The 18,554-nt window shown below is 40.7% G+C and carries 17 protein-coding genes and 2 riboswitches; all 17 genes read left to right on the plus strand.

Annotation, left to right across the window (positions count from 1 at the left end; translation table 11 throughout):
• Positions 1-43 precede the first annotated feature (43 nt).
• The 17 genes from deoB (at position 44) to AC1D69_RS02090 (ending at position 18,551) form a co-directional block, all read left to right on the plus strand.
• Positions 44-1,234 carry a phosphopentomutase gene (gene deoB, locus AC1D69_RS02010; protein ID WP_495454470.1) on the plus strand — a complete coding sequence of 397 codons (1,191 nt, stop codon included), beginning with the start codon at positions 44-46 and terminating at the stop codon, positions 1,232-1,234.
• A gap of 18 nt (positions 1,235-1,252) precedes the next feature.
• Positions 1,253-2,077, plus strand: coding sequence for a purine-nucleoside phosphorylase (locus tag AC1D69_RS02015; RefSeq protein ID WP_495454471.1), 825 nt, complete (start codon positions 1,253-1,255; stop codon positions 2,075-2,077).
• Between the two features lie 234 nt (positions 2,078-2,311).
• Positions 2,312-3,481, plus strand: coding sequence for a D-alanyl-D-alanine carboxypeptidase family protein (locus AC1D69_RS02020; protein ID WP_495454744.1), 1,170 nt, complete (start codon positions 2,312-2,314; stop codon positions 3,479-3,481).
• 92 nt (positions 3,482-3,573) lie between these two features.
• Complete coding sequence (gene spoIIAA / locus AC1D69_RS02025; protein ID WP_495454472.1) at positions 3,574-3,927, plus strand: anti-sigma F factor antagonist; 354 nt, start codon at positions 3,574-3,576, stop codon at positions 3,925-3,927.
• A complete protein-coding gene (gene spoIIAB, locus AC1D69_RS02030) occupies positions 3,924-4,385 on the plus strand; it encodes an anti-sigma F factor (RefSeq protein WP_495454473.1) in 462 nt (153 codons plus the stop codon). The genes spoIIAA and spoIIAB overlap by 4 nt, the downstream gene beginning before the upstream one ends.
• Before the next feature lie 11 nt (positions 4,386-4,396).
• Positions 4,397-5,152 carry an RNA polymerase sporulation sigma factor SigF gene (sigF, locus tag AC1D69_RS02035; protein WP_495454474.1) on the plus strand — a complete coding sequence of 252 codons (756 nt, stop codon included), beginning with the start codon at positions 4,397-4,399 and terminating at the stop codon, positions 5,150-5,152.
• A gap of 175 nt (positions 5,153-5,327) precedes the next feature.
• Positions 5,328-5,492, plus strand: a riboswitch (cyclic di-AMP (ydaO/yuaA leader).
• A 125-nt stretch (positions 5,493-5,617) separates the two neighbouring features.
• On the plus strand, positions 5,618-7,435 hold the full coding sequence (locus AC1D69_RS02040; protein ID WP_495454475.1) for an APC family permease: 1,818 nt from the start codon (positions 5,618-5,620) through the stop codon (positions 7,433-7,435).
• Positions 7,436-7,642: 207 nt separating this feature from the next.
• Positions 7,643-8,161 carry an RNA polymerase sigma factor gene (locus AC1D69_RS02045; RefSeq protein ID WP_495454476.1) on the plus strand — a complete coding sequence of 173 codons (519 nt, stop codon included), beginning with the start codon at positions 7,643-7,645 and terminating at the stop codon, positions 8,159-8,161.
• Positions 8,145-9,779 (plus strand): DUF4179 domain-containing protein, encoded by a 1,635-nt coding sequence (locus AC1D69_RS02050; RefSeq protein ID WP_495454477.1) that lies wholly within the window; start codon positions 8,145-8,147, stop codon positions 9,777-9,779. Before AC1D69_RS02045 ends, AC1D69_RS02050 begins: the two co-directional genes overlap by 17 nt.
• Positions 9,780-9,973: 194 nt before the next feature.
• The gene (locus AC1D69_RS02055) at positions 9,974-10,621 is read left to right on the plus strand and encodes a stage V sporulation protein AA (RefSeq protein WP_495454478.1); all 648 of its coding nucleotides are present in this window, start codon (positions 9,974-9,976) and stop codon (positions 10,619-10,621) included.
• Positions 10,618-11,040: a stage V sporulation protein AB gene (locus AC1D69_RS02060; RefSeq protein WP_495454479.1), complete on the plus strand. Its 423-nt coding sequence runs from the start codon at positions 10,618-10,620 to the stop codon at positions 11,038-11,040. The genes AC1D69_RS02055 and AC1D69_RS02060 overlap by 4 nt, the downstream gene beginning before the upstream one ends.
• Before the next feature lie 24 nt (positions 11,041-11,064).
• Complete coding sequence (locus AC1D69_RS02065; protein WP_495454480.1) at positions 11,065-12,669, plus strand: spore germination protein; 1,605 nt, start codon at positions 11,065-11,067, stop codon at positions 12,667-12,669.
• A gap of 121 nt (positions 12,670-12,790) precedes the next feature.
• Positions 12,791-14,122 (plus strand): diaminopimelate decarboxylase, encoded by a 1,332-nt coding sequence (gene lysA / locus AC1D69_RS02070; RefSeq protein ID WP_495454481.1) that lies wholly within the window; start codon positions 12,791-12,793, stop codon positions 14,120-14,122.
• A gap of 232 nt (positions 14,123-14,354) precedes the next feature.
• Positions 14,355-14,792: a peptidylprolyl isomerase gene (locus AC1D69_RS02075; RefSeq protein ID WP_495454482.1), complete on the plus strand. Its 438-nt coding sequence runs from the start codon at positions 14,355-14,357 to the stop codon at positions 14,790-14,792.
• A gap of 141 nt (positions 14,793-14,933) precedes the next feature.
• Positions 14,934-15,107, plus strand: a riboswitch (FMN riboswitch).
• A 260-nt stretch (positions 15,108-15,367) separates the two neighbouring features.
• Entirely contained in the window at positions 15,368-16,468 is a 1,101-nt protein-coding gene (ribD, locus tag AC1D69_RS02080) for a bifunctional diaminohydroxyphosphoribosylaminopyrimidine deaminase/5-amino-6-(5-phosphoribosylamino)uracil reductase RibD (protein ID WP_495454483.1), read from the plus strand.
• A gap of 24 nt (positions 16,469-16,492) precedes the next feature.
• On the plus strand, positions 16,493-17,158 hold the full coding sequence (ribE, locus tag AC1D69_RS02085; RefSeq protein ID WP_495454484.1) for a riboflavin synthase: 666 nt from the start codon (positions 16,493-16,495) through the stop codon (positions 17,156-17,158).
• Between the two features lie 151 nt (positions 17,159-17,309).
• Positions 17,310-18,551 carry a bifunctional 3,4-dihydroxy-2-butanone-4-phosphate synthase/GTP cyclohydrolase II gene (locus AC1D69_RS02090; RefSeq protein ID WP_495454485.1) on the plus strand — a complete coding sequence of 414 codons (1,242 nt, stop codon included), beginning with the start codon at positions 17,310-17,312 and terminating at the stop codon, positions 18,549-18,551.
• The last annotated feature ends 3 nt before the right edge of the window (positions 18,552-18,554 follow it).

Below are 18,554 nucleotides of genomic sequence, written 5' to 3' on the forward strand. Positions count from 1 at the left end.
TTTCGGAGAGACAAGGGATACAAGAAGAAGGAGTGACAATGACATGAATAACGCTAACATGAAGCCTTTTAAAAGAGTCTGTTTCATCGTATTAGACAGTGTAGGTATTGGTGAGGCACCAGATGCTGCGGAATTCGGGGATCTTGGTTCGCATACGTTAGGACATATTTTAGATAGAGTGGATATCAAGCTACCCCATTTACAACAGATGGGTCTAGGAAATATAGCCTCTATTCCGCCTTTGAATCCTGTTGAGAAACCAACGGCCTATTATGGAAAAATGCAGGAAGTCTCGGTTGGTAAGGATACCATGACAGGTCATTGGGAGCTTATGGGTCTAAAGATTAACGTCCCTTTTAATACATATCCCGATGGATTTCCAGAGGAATTAATTAACAAATTTGAAGAAGAGACAGGTCGTAAGGTAATTGGGAACAAACCTGCTTCTGGTACAGATATTCTTGTGGAGTATGGGGAAGAGCAGATGAAGACAGGGGCTTGGATTGTCTATACATCTGCAGACAGTGTATTTCAGATTGCTGCGCATGAAGATATCATACCTTTAGACGAACTATATGAAGCTTGTAAAATTGCCCGGAAATTAACGATGGCACCAGAGTTCTCAGTAGGTAGAGTTATTGCTCGTCCTTATGTGGGGGAACCTGGAAAATTTGTTCGTACGCCGAATCGCCATGATTATGCTGTGAAGCCTCCAGAAGCAACGGTGATGAATGCTGTACAAGCTACAGGTAAGGACGTTATTTCCGTAGGGAAGATACATGATATTTTTACAGGTGAAGGTATAACGGAATCCTATCCAACCAAAAGTAATGAACATGGGATTCAAGTGACCATTGACCAATTATCTAACGATTTCAATGGCTTCTTATTTGTTAATCTAGTTGATTTCGATTCCTTGTATGGACATCGTCGTGACCCTGAGGGGTATGGACATGCCCTTGAAGTATTTGATCAAGCACTACCAGAATTGATCTCACAATTAACGGAGGATGATCTATTGATTATTTCTGCAGACCACGGGAATGACCCTATTCATAGTGGAACAGATCACACTCGGGAGTACGTACCTTTGTTAGTCTATAGTCCTCGTCTGAAGGACACATCAAGTCTAGGTATTCGCGGAACCTTCTCCGATGTAGGTGCAACAATAGCAGATAATTATGGAGCACAAGCTCCTAAGTATGGTACAAGCTTTTTACATGAATTAATATAAAATAGGGAGTGTTGATGAATGAGTAATATTAATCAAGCAATGATTCAAGAGGCTGCACAATATATTTCTAGTAAAAGTAGTATTAAACCTGAGATTGGACTTATTCTTGGTTCTGGGCTTGGCGTGTTGGCAAATCTGATTGAGGATGGCGTATCAATTCCTTATCAGGATATCCCACACTTTCCAGTGTCTACTGTAGAGGGACATGAAGGGGAGCTGTTATTAGGAACGATTAAAGGTCGTCCGGTTGTCATGATGAAGGGTCGGTTCCATATGTATGAAGGTTATGGACCAGAAGTTACTGCTTTTCCTGTACGAGTGATGAAAGAGTTAGGTGTGAAGAGTCTACTCGTAACGAATGCAGCTGGTGGAGTGAACACAGAGTTCGAACCTGGGGATTTGATGATTATATCTGATCATTTGAATATGCAGGGTACGAATCCACTAATTGGACCAAATGATGCGGCACTTGGCGTACGTTTCCCGGATATGTCTGAAGCTTATAGTCTTCGTCTACGCACAATAGCTAAGAAAACAGCGAAGGCAAGAGGTTTCAAAGTGAAGAAAGGTGTCTATGCTGGACTTCTAGGTCCTACTTATGAGACACCCGCAGAAATTGTTATGTTACGTGTACTAGGTGCTGATGCAGTAGGGATGTCTACCGTGTCTGAGGTTATCGTTGCACGTCATTCTGGAATGGAAGTACTAGGAATCTCTTGCATTAGCAACATGGCAGCAGGTATTCTTGATCAACCGTTATCTCATGATGAAGTCATGGAGACTACCGAACGTGTACGTGAGAAGTTTCTAGGATTAGTATTGGACATTATTCCACAAATGTAATTCATAGGGCCCTCCTATGAGAGTTTTTTGCGAAACTAAATGGTTAAAATATCAATCCACAGGAATATTTCCTGTGGATTTCTGCTGTCTTTAAAATATTTCATATCAAAATAGGATGTGAATGGAATATTTTACTCTTAACCTGACGACACTGAATGGAAGGTACGTTATTACAACGATATATAAGTCTTGTAATTACTAATCTCACGTCAGGAGGGGACTAATTTGAAAAAAATGTTACTGATCGTTACAACCGTGTTATGTCTCGTATCACTTAGTTTTCCAGCGTATGGGTATGCAGCTGAAGAAAAGAAGGCGATTGAACCAGATCTTGCTGCGAGCGCTATGTCAGCTGTACTTATGGATGCGGACACCGGTACGATTATTTATGAAAAGAATAGTCATGACAAGCTTCCACCTGCTAGTATCACGAAAATCATGACGATGTTACTAACACTAGAGGCGTTGGATTCAGGAAAGCTTAAACTAACAGACAAAGTTCGTACTAGCGAGTATGCCGCTTCCATGGGCGGGTCGCAAATATTTCTTGAACCTGGTGAGGAGATGTCTGTAGATGAGATGCTTAAGGGCATAGCTATGGCATCTGGTAACGATGCATCCGTAGCCATGGCGGAACATATTGCAGGCTCAGAAGAAGCCTTTGTAGGTATGATGAATAATCGCGCTGCAGAGCTTGGTCTAAAAGATACTCATTTCGCCAATTGTAATGGGCTTCCAGCAGAGAACCACTATTCATCAGCTTATGATATTGCGGTCATTAGCCGTGAGCTACTGAAACATAAAAGTGTCACTAAATATACGGGTGCTTACCAGGACTACTTACGTAAAGATTCAAAGAGTCCATTCTGGTTAGTAAATACGAATAAACTAGTGAGATTCTATACGGGAGCAGATGGATTGAAGACGGGTTATACGTCAGAAGCTAAGTTCTGCTTAGCCGCCACCGCTGTACGTGGAGATCTAAGAGCTATATCTGTTGTGTTGGGTGAACCTAATACGAAGACGCGGAATAGCGAAGTATCTAAGATGTTCGATTACATGTTCTCTCAATATACGAAACATACCATCTATAAACAGGGTGATGTCATTGGAAAAGTGGAGATTAACAAAGGAAAGAGTAAAGAGCTGCAACTTGTTGCAGGTCAACAATATAGTGTTCTGATGAAGAAAGTCGGAAACACCTCGAATATTAAACATGAACTACAGATTGAACCTGAATTAAGAGCTCCGATTGAGCAAGGTCAGGTACTTGGAAATCTCGTGGTATATCAAGGAGATCAGGTCATTAAGAAGTTTGAATTAAAGGCTCCAACGAAAGTTGATAAAGCTGGTTGGTGGACGATGTTCAAGCGTACGACAGCAAAATTATTTTTTGTAGATTGATAGCAGTTTTCTTCTAGTTTTGTCGTGATGCAGGAATATGATTTTCACTTCTAGAACTCTTTGTTTATGACAGGGAGGAGAGTGAGGAAAATATGAATCTTCAAATGGAAATGGAACATCACCGTCAAGTACTCATCGTCCGTTTCACAGGAGAACTTGATCATCATACTGCAGATCATGTTCGTATGAAGCTAGATGAAGCGATTCATAGTAAGCAGACCGATCATATTGTTCTAAGTCTGAAAGATCTGCAGTTTATGGATAGTTCAGGTATAGGCGTTATTCTTGGAAGGTATAAGTTGATTAAGAGCAAGGGTGGCAAGATGGCTGTATGTGATGTCACTCCACCCGTGTATCGTTTGCTGGAGATGTCGGGAATGTTCAAGATTATGCCTATCTATGAAAGCGAGAGCCATGCGCTCTCAAGTCTGGAGGTTGTGTCATGAGTGAAGAACAGACTCTAGCTCATAATTTCATGACGTTGCAGTTTGCTGCCAAGTCGGAGAATGAATCATTTGCTCGAGTTACCGTCGCCGCATTTATATCACAACTTGATCCTACAATGGACGAGCTTAGTGATTTGAAGACAGTCGTATCGGAAGCAGTAACCAACTGTATCATTCATGGATATGATTCTGATACTACAGGAATCGTGACCATTACAGCTGAGATCAAAGGGGACACAGTGACAATAACGGTGGAAGATCGTGGACAAGGCATAGAAGATCTAGATCTTGCTAAGCAACCACTATATACTTCTAAGCCTGAGTTAGAAAGATCAGGAATGGGATTTACCATTATGGAGAATTTCATGGATGAATTTGAAGTCTCTAGTGAATCCGGATTTGGCACGTCGATTAGGATGAAGAAGAGGATTGAATCCAAGAAAGCTTTATATAATTAGGGGTTGGACGTATGGATGCTGATGTTAAGAAAGCTTCGCAAACCTACTTGGAAGATTCGGAAGTCAAACGCCTTATTGCACTTAGTCAATCGGGGGATAATGTTGCCCGGGATACACTGGTGAACTGTAACATTCGTCTCGTCTGGTCGGTAGTACAGCGGTTTATGAACCGCGGATATGAGCCGGAGGACTTATTTCAAATTGGGTGTATCGGACTTTTGAAATCCGTTGATAAATTTGATCTGAGTTATGACGTTAAATTCTCTACCTATGCCGTTCCTATGATTATTGGAGAAATCCAACGTTTCTTACGTGATGACGGAACTATTAAAGTGAGCCGTTCTCTGAAAGAAATGGCGAATAAGGTTCGTAAAAAGAAGGACGAGCTCTCAAAGGTATTAAATCGACTGCCGACGATTAAAGAAGTAGCAGACGATCTTGGAGTTACACCAGAAGAAGTTGTATTTGCACAGGAAGCTAACAAGCCTCCAACTTCAATTCATGAGACTGTCTACGAGAATGATGGAGATCCCATTACCTTAATGGATCAGATTGCAGATGAATCTCAAGATAAATGGTTTGATAAACTGGCACTTAATGAGGCAATAGAGGGACTATCTGAACGAGAGAAGCTCATCGTCTACCTACGTTATTATCGAGATCAGACACAGTCTGAGGTCGCTGGTAGACTGGGAATCTCCCAAGTGCAGGTATCTCGATTGGAGAAGAAGATCCTTCAGCTCATCCGTGACCAGATTGCTCAATAGCCAACCATGTAATGATCAAGAAACCTGAGATAGTTGTCTCAGGTTTTTTTGATTTTATTGAAAAAAATAAGAAAAGAAATATTTCGAAATAATTCACAAAAATTTCATTAATTTTCATATGATTTCATATATACAGTTTGGTTCGAGCGGATTATAATTAGCTCTCGTAATAGGATTTGTTCGAGCGCTGAATTTTCTGAAAAGGAAAAGCGGGGGAACCAAAACATTGGAAATATACCAATGGGGTGAATCGTAATCAGACTAAAATAAGTTTGATATGTAGGGCTATTCCACAGTCCGAATCCGACAGCTAACCTCGTAAGCTTTGGTGGGTTTGATCATACTTTTAACTTTACGGAATTCTTCTGTAAGGGTATTATGTGTGTACAAAAACCGCAAAGCTAACCTTCCCTAAAGTAGCGTACAACATAGATGTTACAAGTTGCTTATGAAGGGGTCTTTAAGATGGTTAGCAAGGTTAAACGTGTCCTGATCGGACGTCCCATGAAATCAAATGAACTTGATCATGAGAAATTAAGTAAATTTAAAGCACTAGCTGTTCTGTCATCAGATGCTTTGTCATCCGTTGCTTATGGTACGGAACAGATTCTAATCGTACTAATGGTGGCTGGTTTCTCCGCTGCATGGTACTCCATTCCAATTTCATTAGCTGTACTAGGACTTTTAGCTATTCTTATTTTTTCTTACAGACAGACCATATTTGCTTACCCTATGGGTGGAGGAGCATATATTGTCGCAAAAGAAAACTTGGGTGTTCCTATGGGACTCATGGCAGGTGGATCATTACTTGTCGACTATATTCTTACCGTAGCAGTAAGTGCATCGGCTGGAACGGATGCCCTTACATCAGCGTTTCCATATCTTCATGATTATAGCGTCGTTATTGCTATTTCGGTCATATTAATTCTAACGCTTATAAATTTACGAGGTGTTACAGAGGCAGCTTCATTTATAGCTTTTCCCGTATACTTGTTTGTCATTTCGATATTTGTTCTAATAATTTCTGGTGTGATTAAGTATGCAACAGGCAATGTTCATGCTGCGATTCCGGAACTAGGTTCGGCGGTATCTAATATAAGTTTATTTATACTTTTAAAAGCCTTCAGTTCAGGGTGTTCGGCACTAACCGGGGTCGAAGCGGTATCCAATGCCATTCCGAATTTCAAACAACCCGCTGAGAAGAATGCAGCTAAGACGTTGGTAATGATGGGCGTTATTCTGGCAGCGATGTTTACCGGAATAAGTCTGTTGGCGTACTGGTATGGTATAACCCCTGATCTTAAAGCGACAGTTGTATCGCAGATTTCACAATCCGTATTTGGTCGTGGTGTTCTGTATTACGGAATACAAGGGATTACAGCAGTTATTCTCTTCCTTGCTGCGAATACGGCATATTCTGCGTTTCCACTACTCTCATTTATGTTAGCTAAGGATAAGTTCATGCCTCATATGTTTATGGTTCGTGGGGATCGTCTGGGGTTCTCAAATGGGATTATTATTCTTGGCGTTATGGCTTCTGTACTTGTAGCGGCTTTCCATGGTGATACAGGAAGTTTGATTCCGTTATATGCGGTTGGCGTATTTATTCCGTTTACACTTTCTCAACTGGGGATGATGATTCATTGGCTTAAAAAGAAGCCCTCTGGATGGATACATCGCTTTATTGTAAATACGGTGGGTATGATTACAACGTTATCGATCACGCTTATTTTTATTTTCACCAAATTCTCGCATATATGGATGGTGTTCATATTCCTACCGTTAGTTATGCTTCTCTTCAAACGAATCCATCGGCATTATATGAATATAGCAGATCAACTACGTATTCGGCTTGATGTGGATAAACCGGTTATCAAAGGTAGCACATTTTTGGTTCCCGTCTCTGGCGTTACGCGTGTCGTACTTAATTCTATCAGTTATGCGCGTTCTTTATCGGACAATGTCGTTGCAGTATATATTGGCTTCGATGAAGAAGAGATTCACAAGATGGAACAGAAATGGGCCGAATGGAATCCAGGTGTACGGTTAATTGTTCTGCGTTCACGGTATAGAAGTGTGATTAAACCCCTTCTTCGGTTTATAGAAACAGTTGAATGGAAAACAGCGGCAACCGATCATATTACAATTGTGATTCCGCAGTTTATTACCAAGCATTGGTGGCAAAATATATTACACAATCAATCAAGTTTGCTGATTCGTACTTTTTTGGTTAATCAGAAGGATATTGTGATTACAACGGTCCCGTATCATTTAAATAAATAGATTCATTTACAGGAGGTTGTCCCATTGGCTATTGACCTAGCTAGGGGCACCTCCTTTTTGCATATCTACTAATATATTGGCTGCACAAAAATGAGGACAAGAAGTTGCTCATAGACAGCCTATAACGAGTTGTAATGTATAATGAACGATTATTGGTTGTTAAACGTCATATAGTCGAGAAGATTATGAGGGATGTGTATTTCGGAAATGAACGACCGCGAACTATTCGAGACATACAAGGAACAGGTATACAGTCTCTGTTATTACATGATGCATAACCGTTCAGATGCTGAGGACATGTGTCAGGAGGTATTTGTCAAAGCGATACTAACGGACAGATCGCAAGTAAGAGAGATCAAACCGTGGCTGTTGAGGATCGCCTCTAATGAGTGTAGTAGTGTACTCAGAAGACGCAAGAATGGCTGGGCTAAAGAATTGAGTGCGTATTTACGCTCACGTCCCTTCTTATCCAATCCAGTAGAAGAGAGTTATGATCAACGAGAAACCAAAGTGGAGTTCTATAAGTTATACAGCATGCTCCCTAATAAGGTACGGATGGTATTTACGCTACGTTATGTGAACGAATTGACGGTACCGGAGATTTCTGCCGTAATTAACGTTCCTGAAGGTACAGTGAAGTCTAGATTGAATCGGGGTCTGAAGCTTTTACAAAGCATAACTGCTGCCCAAGTAAAGGAGATGATTGGAAATGGATCGAAGACATGAATGCGAAGTAGATGTAAACTCACAACCGAATTATGATACGATGTGGACCGCAATTGAACAGGAAGTGTCCAAGCGGAAATCAGTGATGGAGCAGAACTCTACATATCGCAGAAGAAAGTTCGTGCCTGCAACCATCGTTATCCTTTGTTTTATGGTTATTGCCGTTCCTGCCTTCGCAGGTGTAGCGTTGAATTGGGATAGCCTCATAGGGGGAAAGAGTGTAAACAATGCGTTAGATAATGGTGTTGGACAACGCTATGACCTAAGTGTGACTAGCGCGGGTGTCTCAATGAGTCTTAATGGTGTCGTAACGGATGGGGAGAAGATGAAAGCTCTCGTTACGCTCGACCTGAAAGATGATCCTACTGCATTTGATGTAGTCGAACTAGAGAATACTTACATTGCTGACGAGTCTGGTATAAAGGAAAAAGTGAGTGGATATTTAAACTATGATAAAGCGAGTGGAAAATTCCTCGGTATTTATGAAACTAAGGACAACTTACAACATAATAAGAAGAAATATACGTTGGAGGCTGAAAATCTTGTTTTTTATCAAAATAAAGACATTCCTTTGAAATCAGGTCATCAAGTTGGTGATCTAATTTCTACGGGATCAAATCAATATACTAATATTCACATCCAATCGATTACAGAGTTCAAAAATAAGCTCGCAGTACGTTATAATGTTTCAGCTTCCTCGTCAGATCAGGGAAAGGGCGGTCCGTACCTATTCATTAAGACAAAGAACGCAGAAAAAATTCAGGGCAGTTCAACCTACCTACCACATGATGGTTCAGATTTACTCATAGAGCAGGTGTTCAACTTATCCAAAAAAGAATGGGATGCTGCGGAACTTCATTTTGGTTACATGGAGGAAATAAAGCGGGTTGCTGGTACATGGAATTTTGCTTTTGAAGCGGACGGTAAAAAGGCGAGTACTGCGATTAATACACGAGAATTGCTATCGAATACCGATTTGCAATCAAAGACGGGAATCAAGTTGGAAAAACTCGTCATTACACCACTGGGAATTCTAGTTCATTTCCAAGAAGATGAGTCGTTGAAACGATTTAAAGATGGCAGTGGAGTTGTGTGGTATGACACGGTACGCATGGTTGTTGGGGACAAAGAGATCAATGGATACGTCAACAGAATTGGAGACGATCCAAGTATGAATAAAAGTGTGTACAAATTCGAATCAACGCAATGGTATAAAGATTGGTCTCTTGTTCCGATGAAGCTTATCTTGAAAGATCCTATTGTCTCGAAACGGGGTAAATCTAGTGATTGGATTACTCTAAGCAAACCGGTTGAGAAGAAGCAGTATTCCGTTTTAAAGTTGGAAGGCTACGATATCCGATTAACTTACTACATGGAGGATAAAGACTTGATCGTTGAAACTGAATCCGATTCATCTGAATTCAAAGGGATCGGCCAAACCATGATACGCGTTGAAGGTAAAAGGGTTTTAGCTGAATCATCTCCGAGCGGACCAGAACCTATCGGTAAAAAAGTGGAAAGGTATAAGAGTATAGCGCTGGATGGAAAGATAGAGCTTACCCCTTTATTTTATAGATACAGTGATCCAGGACTGGAAATGGAAATAAATCTGAATTAACTGTAGATAAGAATGAAAAGGATAGCGTCATCAGATTTCTTCTGATAACGCTATCTTTTTTGTGTTTTTATGATTCAGCTATTCAAAAACAAGAGATGATGGAAGAAAAACGTATATTCCCAATTCATCTTGACTAAAAATCGCAGTTATTTACCATACTAACGATAATTTAGCAGATATAGGAGTGATTTGTGATGACGCAGAATTCCGCTCCCACGGTCTATCTTCAGCTGAAAAAGCGTGTCCAGATCTCACGGGGGAAGATGATAAGACTTGGAGATATTGCTCATATTCTGTGTGAGCCAGAATGGGAAAAGGTACTATCTACATTAGAATTAGTTCTTCCCCTTTCAAAGGATGGAAACATGCTTGTGATGGATTTAATGCGAATTATACCTCAAATTAAGAAAGTTATCCCAAATGTGTTTATTGAATCTATCGGATTACAACATGTCATTGTAGAAATTGTACAGAAGCCTAAAAAGCCATCGATTCCGCTGTTCATTCTTGTGTGGCTATTATTATTTTTTGGCTCCGCACTGACGATTATGAATTTTCATGCGGACGTGAACATGATGGAAGTGCAGATTAGGGTTGTTGAGATGGTAACGGGTGAACGCGATGAACATCCGTATCTTTTTCAAACCGCTTATTCACTAGGGATAGGGTTCGGGATGACGGTATTTTTCAATCATTTGTTTAAGAAAAAATGGAATGAGGAACCTACACCACTAGAAGTTGAAATGTTTCTTTATCAGGAGAACATTGATCAATTTGTCGTGGCTGAAGAGTATAAGAAGGTTAGAACGATAGAGCAGAAGCAGGATGAAAGCCCATCATGATTATCATGACTTGGTTTATAGAAATATTGTTAGGGATCGCAGGTGGTATAGCTGTTGGTAGTGGGGTTATTGCGTTTATTCTGGTTCTAGATATTGTTCCTAGACTTGCGCAATTAACGTTGTCCTATAACAGAGTTCATTGGTATGAAGGTGCTTTAATCGCAGGTTCTTTAGTTGGAACAGTAAGTGATTTCTGGAACTGGAAAGGGTCATTTAATCCGTTAGTGGGTCTGATTATAGGATTGTTCTTTGGCGTATTTATAGGTCTTCTTGCAGCGGCATTAACAGAAGTATTAAATGTGCTCCCTATACTAGCTAAACGTCTCCACATGAAGAACTACTTGTTAGGTTTGTTAATGGCGATGATTGTTGGGAAAGTAGCAGGTTCACTTTTTGATTGGTATGTGTTCAGGAGATAGATATCGTAGAAGGAGTGAGTTCATATGCCCAAAGAAGAATCGGAAAACAATAATAAGGAGAACGAGAAGAAGGGGAATCCGGAGGAAAAACAACTTCAGCACAAACGAGAGCAAGAGGAATCGGATTCAATTGAAGAATCCATTATCTATTGGCAGGATGATGATGTATTCTCGGGTGAACTAAAACAAGTTCAAAAGGTGTTAAATGAGGTCATGGGGTTAGGCTCTTCATTTGACGTTGTATTTCGTGAAATGACCTTTGGTGGGATTGAATCAGGAATACTATTTATAAATGGTTTTACAGACAGTGATATTATGACAGAGATTCTCATGAGATTGACTTTTATTGAACAAGGTGAAGTTCGTGCAGATGCCATGAAGTCTTTCTTTGATAAATACATACCTCACGTTCAAGTGGAAAAAATAGAGAAGTTAAGTCAAGTTATTAATAAGGTGCTTACAGGGATGAGTGCATTTTTCATTGATGGGGATAGCACTGTAATCTTGGTAGATACACGCACGTATCCCTCGCGTAACACTGATGAACCATCCATCGAACGTGTGGTTAGGGGAGCAAGAGATGGATTCACAGAGTCGATGCTGACGAACGTATCATTGGTACGACGTCGTATCAGAGACCCTGGGTTGAAATACGAAGTTGTGCAGGTGGGTAGGAGAACAAGGACGGATGTGTGCATAGCTTATATTGATGATATCGTGGATAAAGTTCAAGTCGATTCCATACGGGAGAAGATTAAAGCCGTTAAGATTGATGGAATACCCCTTGGTGATAAACAACTGGAGGAAGCCATTATTAATAAAGGGTGGAACCCTTATCCGTTAGTGAGATACTCAGAACGTCCAGATGTCGTGGCATCACATTTACTGGAAGGTAGAGTCGTTGTATTTGTAGATACGTCACCAAGTGTAATGATTATGCCAACCACCTTTTTTGATTTATGCCAGCATGCAGAAGAGAATCGACAGACTCCGTTTATTGGTACGTATTTGCGGTGGGTGAGGTTTCTGGGGATCATTTTCTCGATGTTCCTATTACCTCTATGGATGCTTCTTGTGCTGAATCCTGAACTGAAACCGGCAGCTTTGAGTTTTATCGGGCCACACGAGACAGCAAAAATACCTCTAATTGCCCAGTTTCTTATGGTGGAATTTGGTGTAGACTTGCTCCGACTTGCAGCCGTTCATACCCCAACTTCAATCGCGTCAGCCATGGGCTTGATTGCAGCTATTCTAGTAGGAGATATTGCAGTCAAGACAGGTTTATTCGTGAATGAAGTTGTGTTATATATGGCTATAGCTGCGATTGGAATGTTTGCTACACCAAGCTATGAATTGGGTCTCGCGAATCGGATCGTGCGGATTGTTTTACTTGTTGCAGTGGCCATTTTCCATGTTCCAGGACTTGTAATTGGCACAACATTACTGATTCTGTTGTTGACGCTTCATCGATCGTATAACTCATCATACTTGTGGCCATTTATACCTTTTAATGCAAAGGCTATGGCTGAAGTATTGTTCCGTATGCCGGTGTTAGCTAATAAAAAACGCCCTTCCTTCAATAAACCGCGGGATAATACACGAATACCAGCAGACCAAGGAGACGAATGATCAGCGCAGATTAACACAAATGATCTGCATATTAATCCATTACTATTATTTCAGGAGTTTGATATACTGATGAAAATTCAGATGGAATGTTTAATTCCATAATAAGTGGAGGACTGCTGAAATGTTCTTACATGGTACCAGTAAAATAAATGCGAGTGGACACTTAGAAATTGGGGGCTGTGATGTCGTTAATTTGAAAAAAGAATACGGCACACCACTCTATATCGTCGATGAACAGTTGGTTCGAGATCGTTGTAAGGAGTATATTGAAGCATTTAAATCTTCAGGTCTTCAATTTCAGGTGGCTTATGCTAGTAAAGCATTTTGTGTGATGGCTATGTGTGCGGTTGTAGAGCAAGAAGGGATGTCTTTAGACGTCGTTTCCGAGGGTGAATTGTACACAGCACTGCAAGCAGATTTTCCTGCGGAACGCATTCATTTCCATGGAAACAACAAAACACCAGAAGAGATCGAAATGGCGATTGATGCAGGGATTGGTTGTTTTGTAGTAGATAATCTGGTTGAGTTGTACTTGTTGCAGGCCATTGCCTCTGAGAAGAATGAGCGTGTTAAAGTTCTACTTCGTGTTACTCCAGGTGTCGAAGCTCACACCCATGAATATATTTCTACCGGACAGACCGACTCTAAATTTGGTTTTGACATAGGAAATGGTTCAGCATTTGAAGGTGTAGAGGTGGCTTCCAAACAAACAAACATCGAATTACTTGGTGTTCATTCCCATATTGGATCACAAATTTTTGAAGTGGAAGGCTTTCAAATGGCTGTTCAGAAAATAGCTGAATTTGCCAATGAAGTGAAGAAACAATTGAGCGTTGAATTTAAAGTAGTTAATCTTGGTGGGGGATTTGGAATCCGTTACGTCAATGGAGATACACCTCTACAAGTATCTCAATACATCAAAGCCATTACAGATTCGGTTAAAGAGTATTTCACAGGGATCTACAGTCAGTTACCTGAGATATGGGTAGAACCGGGACGTAGCATTGTAGGGGACGCTGGAACAACGCTGTATACGATTGGTACTCAGAAGAATATTCCAGGGGTACGTAAATATGTTGCAGTCGATGGAGGGATGACAGATAATCCTCGTCCAGCATTGTATCAATCCCAATATGATGCGGTACTTGCTAATCGGGCAAATGACGAAGAGGAAGAGCTTGTATCGATTGCAGGTAAATGTTGCGAAAGTGGCGACATGCTGATCTGGGATGTCAAACTTCCTGAGGTGAAGAGTGGAGATTTATTAGCGGTAGCTTGTACAGGAGCATACAATTACTCTATGGCAAGTAACTATAATCGGATTCGTCGTCCAGGTGTTGTGTTCGTAAAAGAGGGTCAAAGTGACCTCGTAGTGAAACGTGAAAGTTTCCAAGACTTAATTGGGAATGATCTTGTTCCTGAACGAATTCGTAAGCAAGCCGTCTTGAGATAAAACTTATTCTTGATACGCTATTCCTTATATTTCCGCTGAACGGTGCCGTCTTTGAAAAAGGACGGCTTTGCCGTGTCTACTTGTTGAATTCTGTTTTATATTTTGCTTTAAGGTATAGATTCATAGTAAACTATAGGATGTCTGTAATAGGACAGAGTACCTTCAAGCAATGAATTAATTAGTCTAGCGTTTAACTTGAACCACAAAATATTTTTAAGGAGATGGAAATGTAATGAAAAAAGGAACAATTGAATTAGAAAACGGTGGCGTAGTAGCAATTGATTTTCTAACAGAAGAAGCTCCAAACACAGTAGCTAACTTTGAAAAATTGGCTAACAGTGGATTTTATAACGGGTTAAGTTTTCACCGTGTTATCCCTAACTTTGTAGCACAGGGTGGCTGCCCAACTGGAAACGGTACTGGCGGTCCTGGATATACAATCAAATGTGAAGCTGCAAATAATACAACTAAACATGCAAGAGGCGTATTATCTATGGCTCACGCAGGTAAAGATACGGGTGGAAGCCAATTCTTCATCGTGTACGCTCCACAACCACACTTAGATGGCGTTCATACTGTATTTGGTACAGTTACAAGTGGTATGGAACTTGTTGATAGCATCAAACCTAACGACAAGATGAAAGAAGTAAAAGTTTGGGACGAAGCGTAAAAATTAATTTCAAAGAAGTGGCTAAATCTCTTAGGAGATTAGCCACTTCTTTTTGTAAGCAACAATAAAAAATATAGTTTATCTCTTGTTTTATTACTATTTTGATGGTAATATTCCTACATAAATACAATTTCATATTGATTTATCCTTCGGGGTTGGGTGAAATTCCCTACCGACGGTGATGTCTGATCGTTAGAGTATATTTATATACTCGGTTAGACTTAGTCCGTGACCTGTACGCTTGTGAATGGTGCGTATGGCTGACCTGGTGTAATTCCGGGACCGACAGTAAAGTCTGGATGGGAGAAGGAGAGCAGCTTACGTATATCACTTCAAGTGGTTACGTGACAGTTCAAAGATAAAATACAGCAGGTTGTGACAATATTCACAATAGTTCCACAAGCAAATTTTCTGTGCATTTGCTGGGGTCTATTTGGGTAATTGTTCATAGACTTTGTATTTGTGTATTCTATTTGACTCTCACAATTCCAACCCCTTATCAGATGAATCTATATCATCCGGTAAGGGGTTTTCTGTTATGTATATTTTCAAGGAAAGTTGAGGTGAATTAGAAAGTGGAAGTGATGAATGATGCGTTCTATATGTCGCTAGCGATCGATATGGCAGAACGTGCGCAAGGGCAGACACATATTAATCCAGTCGTTGGTTGTGTGGTTGTTAAGGATGGCAACTTGGTTGGATTGGGAACTCATTTAGAGCGAGGGACACCGCATGCTGAAGTTCATGCTTTAAATATGGCTGGTGATAAGGCAGCAGGAAGCACTGTCTATGTTACCTTGGAACCTTGCAGTCATTATGGAACCACACCACCTTGTAGTGAACGTCTCATCAAAGAGCGGGTTAAACGAGTTGTAGTAGCATGCACAGATCCTAATGCCCAAGTAGCGGGTAAAGGCGTTACGATGTTGCGTGAACATGGAATTGAGGTAGAAGTCGGATTACTTCAAGAAAGAGCTCTGAAATTAAATGAGAAATTCATTAAGTATATTACGACCGGTATTCCATTCGTCACCTTAAAGACTGCCAGTACATTGGATGGCAGAATCGCTACTAAAACAGGAGATAGTAAATGGATTTCGAATGAGATGGCCCGTGAGCAGGTGCATACATTACGTCATCGTCATCAAGGGATCATGGTCGGAATAGAGACAGTTCTGATGGATAATCCACACCTAACCACTAGATTATCGGTAGACGGACTTCATCCAATTCGTATTATTGTGGATTCCAAACTGCGTATCACCTTAGAATCCAACGTAGTTCAAGACGGATTAGCCCAATCTATTATATTAACGACTGAACAGATGGATGTTCAAAAAGCAGAACAACTAAAACAAGCTGGTGTGAACGTAATTGTGTGTGGAGATGGCCCACGTGTGAATCTCACCCTAGCTATGGAGAAATTAGGTGCGATGCAAATAGGTTCCATTCTTCTTGAGGGCGGTGGGAATTTAAATGGTGCAATGGTAGAGGCGAGACTCATTGATCGAATCGTGATCTACCTAGCACCGAAGATTGTTGGGGGAACCGGAGCTCCGAGTAGTTTCTCTTTTGATGGAAGCGAAAAGATGGATGATGCTGTTAGATTAGATTCATTAGAAGTTGAAAAGTTGGGAGATAATCTGTGTATTAGTGGCATTCCTGTATGGTCTTAATTCACGAGAAGGGCGGTGATATTTATGTTTACAGGGTTAGTCGAGGAGATAGGTACATTGCGAGCGCTAACTCGAAATGGAGAAGCCATGGTTCTTCACATTGCTGCATCAACTATTATGAGTGACTTGAAGATTGGAGATAGTATCTCTGTAAATGGCGTGTGTCTGACAGCCACCTTATTAGATGCTCACTCCTTTGCGGCAGATGTTATGCCAGAAACTTTTCGGAAGTCGAATCTGAAGGATCTTCAAATGGGAAGTAAGGTAAACCTAGAGCGCGCAATGATTGCTAACGGACGTTTTGGCGGACACATGGTGCAAGGACATGTAGATGGAGTGGGTAAGATCAACCATGTTACGAGAAATCAAAATGCGGTTGTGTATGAGATAACACCTGAGAATCAGAACGTGTTTAAATATATTATCCCCAAAGGCTCAATTACACTCGATGGCATAAGCCTGACAGTAGTTAATGTACAAGAGAGTAAATTTCAAGTATCCGTCATACCACATACATTAGCCCAAACCGTCCTTTATTCAAAAAAAGCTGGAGATACCGTGAACATTGAATGTGATGTACTTGGTAAATACGTGGAGCACTTACTTAACTATGGCTCATCTAGACAGCCAAATGAGGAGAAATCCTCAGGAATTAATATGGAGTATCTAGCAAAGAACGGATTTGCGTGATATTCGATAGCTGTAGCTAATGCTTCGGAAGTACGTATTGACGAAGTAAATCTACGAAGTACAGCTCCAAAACTAAGCATATGCTTCCGAAGTAAGTTTGATGAAGTGATGACTGCAAGTAATGCTCCAAAACTTTTAGGAGGAAACGATCATGGAGAACGAAATCATTTTTGATCCTATTGAAGAAGCCATATATGATCTGATGCGTGGTAAGGTAATTATCGTCGTTGATGACGAGGATCGTGAGAATGAAGGGGATTTCATAGCTTTGGCAGAAAAGGCAAGTCCAGAAGTTATTAACCTTATGATTAGTCAAGGGCGTGGATTGGTATGTCTACCTATCACTCAAGAGCGTGCAGATGAACTAGATCTGAGACCGATGGTTGCACATAATACAGATAACCACGGGACCGCTTTTACAGTATCGATTGATCATAAAGACACAACAACGGGTATTTCTGCTTATGAACGTTCCTTAACAATCAAGGCCATCATGGACCCGAAGGCAACTGCTAGTGACTTTCGTAGACCGGGACATATGTTCCCGCTGATTGCTAAGAAAGGTGGTATCCTTCGTAGGGCAGGTCATACAGAGGCAGCGGTAGATTTGGCGCGGATGTGTGGTTCTTATCCAGCAGCGGTTATCTGTGAGATCATTAAGGAAGACGGAACGATGGCTCGCTTACCCGATCTATTCGAAATTTCTCGGAAGCAGGAATTGAAATTAATTAGTATTAAAGATTTAATTCATTACCGTAATGAAAAAGAAAGATTAATTAAACGGGAAGTCTCCGTTCGTATGCCAACAGACTTTGGCGAGTTTCAAGCGATCGCTTATACGAATGAAGTGGATGATAAAGAGCATCTTGCCTTAGTAAAAGGAGAGATTGACCCTGACAAACCATTGCTTGTACGCGTACACTCTGAGTGTCTGACAGGAGATGTATTTCACTCTCACCGTTGTGATTGCGGTCCACAATTTGCTGCCGCACTTCGTCAGATTGATGCAGCAGGAAGTGGCATTCTACTGTATATGCGGCAAGAAGGACGCGGTATTGGTCTTATTAATAAATTGAAAGCTTATAAGTTACAAGAAGAAGGTCTAGATACCGTAGATGCGAATTTAAAACTGGGGTTTGCAGCAGATTTACGAGACTATGGTATAGGGGCACAAATTCTAAAAGATCTAGGTGTAGGGCAAATCAGGCTTCTTACAAATAACCCGCGCAAGATTAAAGGTCTGGAAGGTTATGGATTAGAAGTTGTTGAGCGGGTACCTATTCAAATGAAAGAGAATGAGGATAATACGCGTTATTTGCATACCAAACAAGTGAAACTGGGCCATTTAATGGAGTTTGACGATATTGAACAGAACGAAGATCCTAATAAATAATGG

The organism is Paenibacillus sp. Y301, assembly GCF_059445505.1.